Origin of the sequence: Chamaesiphon sp. VAR_48_metabat_403 (genome assembly GCF_031422475.1) — a bacterium.
Taxonomy (GTDB): Bacteria; Cyanobacteriota; Cyanobacteriia; order Cyanobacteriales; family Chamaesiphonaceae; genus Chamaesiphon.
On the sequence record NZ_JANPLS010000129.1, the window covers coordinates 1 to 10209 of the forward strand.

The window sequence follows — 10209 nt, forward strand, 5'->3', positions numbered from 1 at the left end:
TTTTTTTAACCGCAGCGATTTGCGCTCGTCGGGTTCCCCGACGGTTTAGCAAATCAAGACAGAGGCGCAGAGAGAGCAGGAGTAAAAGAATAATCTATAATTGTAAAGTAGGAAGTAAGTCTATTTCAATCGATACTTTTCAACTGTCGCTACCTCTCGAATTTTATGGATCGAAAGCAGTTATTATTTGTCTGTAGTCGCAATCAATGGCGGAGTCCGACAGCAGCCGCTCTATTTACAGATAGCGATCTCTATACAGCCAAATCTGCTGGTACTTCAGATCGTGCCAGAATTAAAATTACGCCCGGTTTAATTAATTGGGCGGATCGAATTTTTGTAATGGAAAAACGCCATGCCGCAATTCTTCAGCAAAAATATCCCGATCTGATGGCTGAAAAATCGATCGTGACTTTACATATTAGCGATGATTATCAATACATGGATCCAGAACTTATCGAAATTCTGGAATCGCGGCTTGCCGAATATTTAATCTAGCTTGCTAACCAATCAAATCGATCGGATCTAACCAGACTTATTGAAAACTCCTTTAGGTAATGCAACTCGATACCCATTGTTCTCACCAGAGGTAGCAGTCTTCTTACCCTACCGATCGGGTTAAATCGGACTTATTGGAAATGCTAAAGCTCTACTCTACATAATTCAAGGATCGATCGTATCCTTAATCTAGAGTGAGATCGCATCTTTGAGCGCGTATACTACCCGCTGTTGCTCCTCAAAAGTAATTTCAGGGAACATCGGAATCGAGAGTACCTGATGGCTGACTAGTTCGGTATTGGGGAAACTGCCGATCGGGAGATCGAGATCGCGATATACTTCCTGTAAATGTAAGGGTAGTGGGTAATAAATCATCGAAATTACCCCCGCTGCTTGGAGACTGGCACGGATGCGATCGCGATAAGCCGCAGCATCGATACCCGCAGGTGCGACCAATCTAATCGTATATTGATTCCACGCCGATTCGCCCCCAGGTGTCGGTTGCGGCGTAATAATATTAGGCACATTGGCAAGTAATTCTTGATAGCGGGCGGCGACTGCGGCTCTGTGCTGGTTCCAACGATCGAGATGTTGGAGTTTTACCTGTAAAACAGCCGCTTGAATGGCATCGAGGCGACTATTTACGCCGATCGCTTCATGATAATATCGCTGGCGGCTGCCATGTTCGCGATACATCCGCAAATCGCCAGCTAGCGCGGGATCGTTGACAGTAATCGCGCCACCATCGCCACAAGCACCGAGATTTTTAGTGGGGAAGAAGCTAAAGCAGCCAAAATGTCCGATGCTCCCGACTTGTTTGCCGTTCCATTTGGCACCTGTAGCTTGGGCGCAATCTTCGATGACAATTAAATTATGCTGCGTCGCGATCGACATCAACTCCGTCATATCTAACGGATTGCCAAATAAATGCACGGGCATAATCGCCTTCGTGCGGGGCGTAATTGCGGCGGCTAATTGACTCAAATCGAGATTGAAAGTAGCCAGATCGATATCGACAAATACTGGCTTCGCGCCGACTTCGCTGATGGTTTCCGCCGTCGCAATGAAAGTAAAAGGCGTGGTAATTACTTCATCCCCCGCACCAATTTTCATCGCTCTCAAGGCTAGATACAGCGCATCCGTACCGGAATTGCAACCGACGCATTCAGTCGTACCGACATAGCTGGCAAATTGCTGCTCGAAATCTCGAACGACAGAGCCACCAATATAAGCACCAGAGGCTAAAACTTCTAATACCGCTGCACTGACATCAGCACCGATCGCTTGATACTGCCGTTTGAGGTCAAGAGGGGGGATGTTACTCACAACGTTCATAACCGTGAATTTTCAATTAATTGTAGCGGAAGAGGCTCACACATCGATCGTGTTTGCCTCAATTTACCATCTAGTGACGTGCTGTCAATGTTGGACGTTCCCAAGTTAGCGGGGAGATAGGGACGAGGGGACGGGGGGACTGGGATATTATCAATCCAAAATCCAAAATCTCCGAACTCCCGGCTCCCCGCTCCCCGCTCCTATCTGGGGTATGATAATCGAGCGATCGCTAAATTTTGACCCCGATGCGAACTTTTCAAGTGAGTAAACAGACTGGATGGCTGACTTTAATACTATGGTCGATCGCGATCGATCCGGCTTGCTCCCAGCAATTGCGGGTTGCTATTGCGGCTAAAGTATCCCAAGTTAACCTTAGCAGCTCTACACCTGCGATCGTGAGCGATGAAAACGGTCAAAAATTGGGCGAACTCCAACCGCAGCAGGGATTAATTGCCACAGCCAACAACGATCGGATTGAAATTGGTAATAATAGCTCCGTTACCCAACTGTGGATTAAACCCCAAGCAGGTGGCTATATTTGGATTGGAGATCGTTGGTATCGCGGCTCCGTGCGGGTAATTCCCGTTAACAAACAACTCTTAGCCATCAATCATGTCGATCTCGAACAGTATCTCTACAGCGTACTCGGTGCCGAGATGAGTCCGACTTTTCCCACTGAAGCCCTCAAAGCTCAAGCCGTCGCCGCGCGTACCTACGCCCTTTACCGCAGCCGCGCCAGCAGCAAAAAACCCTTCGATGTCGATAGCACCCAATTGAGTCAAGTCTATCGCGGCTTATCGAGCGAATCAGACACCACTCAAGCCGCCGTTAATGCCACGATCGGTCAAATTGTGACTTATGGTGGCAAACCGATCCTCGCTGCCTTTCATGCGGCTTCTGGAGGGCATACAGAAAATGTCGAAGATATCTGGTTGAGTCGGGAGCCATATTTACGAGCGGTGCCAGATTACGATATCGGTACGCCGGGATACGAGTGGACGCAACCATTTACACTCGCCCAACTGAGCCAAAGTCTCAAAATCAAACAAGTACGGACGATCGTCCCCGATCGCACGACCCAATTTGGTAGCGTTGTCAGTGTGACAGTTAGCGGCGATACCACTCAAACTTTCACCGGGAGTCAGTTCAGAACCGCCCTCAAGCTCCGCAGTCTGCGCTTTACGATCGCCCCCACACCCACCGGATTTACCTTAACCGGACGCGGCTACGGGCATGGTTTGGGAATGAGTCAATGGGGTGCCTACAGTCTCGCCGAGCAGGGCCAAAAGTATCCCAGCATCTTAGCTCACTACTATCAAGGCGTTAAAATTGAAAAATTAGCTCCTTAGGCTTTGGAACTGCGTTCCGATCCTCCCACACCCCCCACACTCCCCGCTCCCCCTCTGTCAAATTATTCATTTCCTCAGTTAATATAGAAATGTAAAGTTATATCTCTTCGGGTATAGATGGAATTCCTATCATTAGAGACAATCCAGGAGCTGGCAAATCAATACGGATATCTCGCTGTTTTTGTAGGCATTCTGTTAGAAAATTTGGGATTGCCATTACCTGGTGAAACCATTACGATCGTCGGTGGTTTTTTGGCTGGGAGTGGCGAGCTGAATTATTGGCTCGTCTTGGCATCGGCGGCAATGGGAGCCTTTATTGGCGGTATCGGCGGTTACTCAGTGGGGAAATATGGCGGCTGGAAGCTGATTCTGGGTGCTGCAAAAGTCTTGCGGATTCAAGAAGTGCAGTTAGAAGAAATTAAAACTAAATTTAGCGATAATGCGGTTAAAGCCGTCTTCTTCGGTCGATTTATTCCCTTAATTCGGATCGTTTCTAGTCCGATGGCTGGTGTCGTGGAAATGCCAATTGGTAAATTCTTAGCTGTTAATTTGGTTGGGGCGGTAACTTGGGCATCGGTGATGACAACGCTAGCCTTTTTTGTGGGCAGAATTGTCTCGCTCGAACAGTTACTCGCTTGGGTGAGCAAGTTTGCCATCTTAGCTCTATTCATCGCGATCGGATTTATCGTCATTCCCATCTGGCTGGAAAGTCGCATCGCTAAAACAGGGGAATAGGCTTTAGGTATTAGGCTGTAGAGGAAAAGGGAAAAGGGGAAAGGGGAAATAAATATCTCCCAGTCCCCCAGTCCCCCAGTCCCCCCACTCCCCGCTCCCATCTCCGTTGGCGTAGCCGCCCTGAAGGGGCTACTCCCATCTCCCAACTCCCCGCTTCCTGTAAAATGGTTTTGAAGACTGCACGCGAATATTTATGAACTGTCATCAATGTGGAGGCACGATCGCGGTAGACGATCGGTTTTGTGAAGAGTGTGGAGCGAGTCTAGTAGCCGCATCCATTTCTCCAGCTTTGGTGCAGCCACTTCCAACAATCGTCGAGGTTAGTTGTCAGAAATGCGGTGCGCCGCCTGCGAAAATCGATGCCGAACGATACTGCGTAGAATGTGGATTTCGTCAAGCAGAAATTTCTAAAGATACCAACGAACTCCAACCCGCGCCCAATTTAGCGGGAGCCAGCGATCGCGGGCGCAGACACCATCAAAATGAGGATGCGATCGCGCTCAAATTTATAGCCGACGATACCTATATTATGGTCGTCTGCGATGGTGTCTCTAGCTCCCAACATCCCGAACTCGCGTCTCGTGCTGCGGTGACTAATTGCCTAGAGGCGATCGAACTCGCCCTGCAACAAGCTATCGACAATCCGGCTGCGATTATTTGCCAAGGGGTAGATGCCGCACTTCAAGCCGTCGCCCAAGTTCCGCTCGATCCGACATCTTCGATCGATCCATCATCTACTACCATCGTCACCGCACTGATCCAAAATAATATTGCCACGATCGGCTGGTTGGGCGACAGTCGCGCCTATTGGATCGCCCCAGATAAATCGATCCAACTCACTCAAGATGACTCCTGGATGCGCGATGCGATCGAGTCTGGTACGTACACCCCCGAAGAAGCAGAATCATCGCCTTACGCCCATGCGATCGTCCGCTGGCTGGGTGCCGATACCGCCGATGATGGCAAACCTTCGATCGTGACTTTTGCCATCCCCAGCCTGGGTTATTTACTCCTGTGTACCGATGGCTTGTGGAACTACGCACCAGATCCCAGCTATCTCTATCATTTATTTCAACAGGCGAACGATTCGCACAGCCTTCCCATCGCCCGTCACCTGATTCGCTATGCCAATCAACAAGGCGGACAAGATAATATTACCGTCGGTATTCTCGCGATCGATTCGGCAACCCGATGATGGGAAAGGGCAGTAATTAATGTCGAGATTTAAAGCCGATAATCAAACAGCTTGAGATAGGCATCGACCGCTAGATCCGCCGAAAAATATCGACCCCGTTCGATCGATTTCAGCCGATCTGTGTCAGTCGTCAGCGTTTGCAGCATGGCATCTGCGAGTGCTGGACTATCTTCGATCGGTACCAACAGACCGTACTCGCCCGCTGCTAAAATTTCTTCAGGTCCTGAAGGACAATCTGTCGAGACAACAGCACAACCACAAGCCATCGCCTCGATTAATACTGTCGGCAATCCTTCCCATCGAGACGAAAGCACGAACGTCGTCGCATTAGACATGTAAGCATAAGGATTTTGGACGAATCCAGGTAGAGAGACATCTGCTCCAATCCCTAATGTGGCTATTTCCGCCTCCAGCGTGCTGCGAGTTTCACCCTCACCCAGAATTATCAACCGTGCGGATTGCTGCTGGCGCACGAGCGCGAAAGCGCGGATTAGATTAGAGAAATCCTTCTGCTCCGATAGTCTGCCCACTGCCAAAAATACGGGCGGATTACCAGCCTCAAACCAGGGATGTACTACAGGCATTGTTGCCTTAGCAAGTAACTCGCGATCGACAACCGGATTATAAATGACTCGCACCGTTCCAGGATCGAAACCCAGTTGCAATTCTAGATCTGTGGCGACACCTTGCGAAACGCCCACGATCTCATCGGCGCGGGGATAGAGCCAGCGCATCATCGTCGGCAAAAATTTACTGCGCTGTAAGTTAGATTTACTGGTAGAGAGTGTATTATGTTCGACGATCGTCAATTTAGTTTTACTTCGCGCTAAATCTCTTGCCAATATTGCCGCTACATTGGCATGGTTCATGTGTGAAAGTAATGCCACGGGTTTAGTTTCGGTTAGATACCTCGCCAGAGCGGGAATTGCTTTCATGACTCTACCAGTCCCCAAGTTTACCAGTCGGACTCCAGTGGGTATTTGCTCTAAATATGGCCCCTCAGTGTCGGCGACAACTAGATCTAATAATAAATCTCGTTCTCGCATTCCTGCGAGTAAATTGAGGGCAACTCGTTCGGCACCGCCACCTGCTAGTGTGGGTAGAAAAAAAGCAATTCGTTGTGTTGGCATCGATGTGAATGGGCAACTCCCAGCTAATAGTTAAAGTTTGTATTTACGGCGAGCGGATTTAATTTTAGCTTGTTGTTCTGCCGTCAAAATTGAACTTAACTGTTGTTTGCAATCTTGACGGATAGCTTCAATTTGCAGCTTTTGGGCTGGTGTTAAATTTAAGCTTTGCCATCCACTCTCGATCGCAATACGGCGACTTTGTTTGGCTTGTATTTTTTCCCACCGATCGGGTGTCATAAAGACATTCATTTGCTTGCGTTCGTCTTTCCACAATTGTGATATTTTTTCTTTTTGCAAGTTAGTGAGATTGAGTTGTTGCATTTGCACCGTTGAAATGCCTTGCTGCCAACCTTTCATCTGACAGAGGTGTTCTGCTTGTCCTAGCGTTAAAATCTCTTTGAATTGCGCCATAGTTTGATGGCGAATGTCATACATTTTGGCTTTGCGATCGGCACTCAACCAACTGCCATTTTTTTTCTGTAACGATCGTTGCAGTTCAATTTCTTGAAAGATTGCACATTGATCTGGCGTGAGAATTGCAATAATGCGATCGATCTTTACGCGACGCAGTTGGGCGATTTGGACTTTGACATCGGGGGTAAAATCGATCTCGTCGATATGATTGAGATTGCGGAGGACGAATACTAGTAAGAAGAAGAATGAAAATATATATACAAAACTAGTCGATAAAGCAATACCAGCCACACCCAACCAGTTCATGAATACATAGTTCAAACCGATATTAATCGCCAGATTAAAGGCAGAACCAACAATCAGAATATGGTTCTTTCGCATTGCCGAAATCAGCCGCACCACCAACATACAGCCAATGTAAAATGGTACTTGAATGGCAAAACAACTTTGGATTTGAGCGACTACCCGCGCATCTTCAGCGGTAAACGAACCTCGTTGGAGCATTAAGCGGACGATCGGTTCGGAAAAGAAGATAATAAAACCAGTTAATGGCAAGCTACCCGCAAAAATTATTATCAAATAATGTTTGAGTGAATTGCGAATACTCTGCCAATCATCACTGGCAACCATCTTAGAAAAATAGGGCATTACCGCCGTACTTAATGCCGTGCTGGCGATGATAATTGGTAAAGTGACGATCCGGTTGCCATAATCGAGCGCGGCGACGCTGCCCGATGGTAACATTGCTGCCATCGATCGATCGACTAAACCAGTACTACACATCAAAAATGAACCTACAATCGCTGGTGCGTACTGACTGGCAACTTCGCGCAGATGCTCGTTAAACCCGTACCATTTGAGGCGCAAGGAAAACCCTTGCTTGGCGAGTACGGTGCCCACAATTGCCATTTCGATTAACTGTCCGCCAACCATCCCAGCGACTAAATTAAACACACCCCAAGATTGACTGCCAACTAAAAAGATGACGGTAACTGTCGGGGTAATCATCGGGACTAGTGCCACTAACGCAAATCGTTCCCCAGCATTGAGTACGGCACCCCAAATCGTCCCCACCCCAGTTAGCAAGATCATCGGCGCAATCGTCCACAATAGCCGATAAGTCAGTGCTAATTTATCAGCACTGAATCCAGCAATCAGTCTGGGTAGATATAGCGGCGCGCTCGCTAACATGATGAATGTGGCAATTGTTAGTAAGCCAATACTCCAAATCGTCGCTCCGGAAAAAAGTTTTTGGGCGGCTTTAATTCCTTCTTGCTCTCGCACCTTAATATAAGTAGGAATTAATGCCGAGTTAAACGATCCGGCGATAATATTGAGCAGAAAGGAAGGAATAGTTAATGCAATTAAATATGCATCTAGTTCTTTGGCAGTCCCAAATTGATAGGCAACTACCAATTCTTTGCCAATAGCTAATAACTTAACTAATGTCGTCCCCATTGCTACGACCATCGCCGCACCAAAGATGCGACTATTAATAGAGCCACTCCCGATTTGTTTCCATAGCTGAGGAAGTTTTTGCCATCCAGCGATTTTCATTATCTTGTTCGGCGCGATCGGAGTTTAAGCAGCGATCTGATATTTAGATACATTTTGTATAAAATTGATAAGATCGCGATCGAAATTTATTTATAAAACTAGTTTAGACTATCTACCATCTCTTTGAGAGGGTGTCTGAAGCGATCTTTTAAATAACTCGATCGCTACATGAGGATTAAATCGGCACAAATATCGAGTGCAGATTTGTTAATCGCGCTTTTGGGTGATGATTTTTCGATCGCGTACTGGTGGTAAAAATAATGATGCTGTTGACATCGATGGAGCCATTTGAAAATTACGGTTTGTATGTTTAAGGTACCACTTCTGATTGGTATTCATCGCCGCTAATAAAGCAATGGTCGATAATGTATATCGTTCTGCTAAGACTTCATGACTGAAAAATCCCCACAAACTTAGAAATACGGCAAAGCAAATCAGAATTATCTGTTGTTCGCCCCGATTTTTATAGACGACAGCAAGAATCGCTCCAGGCAGAAAAAGTATGCCCACAATCCCATGATCTGCCATGTAATAGAGATACATATTGTGGGTAGATATATCTGCAATCATCCATTTTCGAGTCGATGCTAAGCCATTACCCCAAAATGGACTATTCCCAAACATCATCCACGCACCCACGGCAACAGCTTGCCGATCCATTGCTGAATCTTCTGATAATGAGGGGTTTTGAAACTCTTCTAATCGGTTGACAATATCCCAATTGGCTCCAGTCGGATCGCCTTTAAAATAATCTGTCATCAGCTTGAGCGGATTGAGCGATGCTAGAAATACGACCAGAATTATTGCGGGTACGAGAATTGTCCGTCGTCTTTCACACAATACTCGACCAGCAACTAATAATATCGTACAGATCAGCCAGCCGAGAATAGCTCCTCGCGAAAATGTTGCCATAATCCCCACGCCAGCTATGAGTACGAAAATCCAGCGAAATTGCTTTTTAACAACGGTGACGCTCATCAGCATCCCTAGCATCAAGGCGCATCCAGCTTTATTAGGATCGACAAAAAATCCGGCAGGACGACCGACATTGACTTCTGTAAATACCTTCGGGTTTAATAACTCGAATAAATTATTACCGACACTCATCAGGACGACTAATAAGATCGTAATTTTGATATGAGTTATCGATCTTTGTTGAAATAGTGCATACATCATAACTATAAACAAAACCGATAAAGCCTTGGCTCTAAAGTCTGTGAACGATATTTCATCGGCACTAATTGTCATTAAAGACAGAATCGATATAAAAATATAGAATAGCATCCACAGCAGCAACGGTCTGGGGATATTGCCGATCTTCTTGATAAATGGTAATGACAGTACTGCAATGATACTAATCCAAACTAGTGGGACGATCGAAGTTATTTTTGCAGTAAATACATAGTCAGGGAAATCGGAGAAAAATAACAGCGTCGCAGCAATTGAGAGAAGATACTGATATCGATCGAGAAGAGTTCTAACTACACTTCTTGGTTCGTTAAATTGCTCGATTAAATTGCTTGACATACGATATATAAATAATTAATTCGCTCGATCTGGCACGATGGCAAGAGATTGCGTGCAGATTCTGTGATATTTGTACCTTTTAGAGAATAATAGCTAAAATAGTAGAACTCATTTATAGATGAGATCGTGATTTCGATCGGGATTATATATTTTAAGACATTTGATGGATTTCAGAATTGTAAAAAAGTGCTATCTCGAAACTAGTGAGTCTCAATTGCGCGGTGAGTTATGGGATATTGTCTGCTATCTTAGCCGATTTATTGGACTGGCAACATCAGCTAAACTATCCAAATAAACGCGATCTTGCGTAGTTATCAAAAATAAGTAAGTGCCGAAAATGAATCGCTATATTTCCACCCTATTACAGATCGGCTGGCTCTCGATGTTACTGGTTGGCTGTACGAGTCAGGATCGGGCGCGATCCAAGATCGCCTTATCCTCACCAGATCGCCACGATCTGCCGCCGACAACG

The 10209-nt window shown here is 46.3% G+C and carries 8 protein-coding genes; 4 read left to right on the forward strand and 4 right to left on the reverse strand.

Annotation, left to right across the window (positions count from 1 at the left end; genetic code table 11):
- Positions 1 to 165: 165 nt before the first annotated feature.
- Positions 166 to 495, forward strand: coding sequence for a protein tyrosine phosphatase (locus tag RMO79_RS06480; protein ID WP_310482241.1), 330 nt, complete (start codon positions 166 to 168; stop codon positions 493 to 495).
- Positions 496 to 684: 189 nt separating this feature from the next.
- Here the strand turns inward: RMO79_RS06480 and RMO79_RS06485 are convergent, their stop codons facing one another.
- Positions 685 to 1830: a DegT/DnrJ/EryC1/StrS family aminotransferase gene (locus RMO79_RS06485; protein WP_310482242.1), complete on the reverse strand. Its 1146-nt coding sequence runs from the start codon at positions 1828 to 1830 to the stop codon at positions 685 to 687.
- 260 nt (positions 1831 to 2090) lie between these two features.
- Between RMO79_RS06485 and RMO79_RS06490 the strand changes: the two genes are divergently transcribed.
- From RMO79_RS06490 to RMO79_RS06500, 3 genes are all read left to right on the forward strand, one after another.
- On the forward strand, positions 2091 to 3179 hold the full coding sequence (locus tag RMO79_RS06490; RefSeq protein ID WP_310482243.1) for a SpoIID/LytB domain-containing protein: 1089 nt from the start codon (positions 2091 to 2093) through the stop codon (positions 3177 to 3179).
- 117 nt (positions 3180 to 3296) lie between these two features.
- Positions 3297 to 3914 carry a DedA family protein gene (locus tag RMO79_RS06495; protein WP_310482244.1) on the forward strand — a complete coding sequence of 206 codons (618 nt, stop codon included), beginning with the start codon at positions 3297 to 3299 and terminating at the stop codon, positions 3912 to 3914.
- Between the two features lie 193 nt (positions 3915 to 4107).
- Positions 4108 to 5109, forward strand: coding sequence for a protein phosphatase 2C domain-containing protein (locus RMO79_RS06500; RefSeq protein WP_310482245.1), 1002 nt, complete (start codon positions 4108 to 4110; stop codon positions 5107 to 5109).
- Positions 5110 to 5138: 29 nt separating this feature from the next.
- On the opposite strand, the gene RMO79_RS06505 is transcribed toward RMO79_RS06500, so the two are convergent.
- The 3 genes from RMO79_RS06505 to RMO79_RS06515 all read right to left on the reverse strand — a co-directional run bounded on the left by RMO79_RS06505 (position 5139) and on the right by RMO79_RS06515 (position 9737).
- Positions 5139 to 6239, reverse strand: coding sequence for a glycosyltransferase (locus RMO79_RS06505; RefSeq protein ID WP_310482246.1), 1101 nt, complete (start codon positions 6237 to 6239; stop codon positions 5139 to 5141).
- Positions 6240 to 6269: 30 nt separating this feature from the next.
- Positions 6270 to 8210 carry a lipid II flippase MurJ gene (locus RMO79_RS06510; RefSeq protein WP_310482247.1) on the reverse strand — a complete coding sequence of 647 codons (1941 nt, stop codon included), beginning with the start codon at positions 8208 to 8210 and terminating at the stop codon, positions 6270 to 6272.
- A gap of 207 nt (positions 8211 to 8417) precedes the next feature.
- Entirely contained in the window at positions 8418 to 9737 is a 1320-nt protein-coding gene (locus tag RMO79_RS06515; RefSeq protein WP_310482248.1) for an O-antigen ligase family protein, read from the reverse strand.
- Positions 9738 to 10209: the final 472 nt, after the last annotated feature.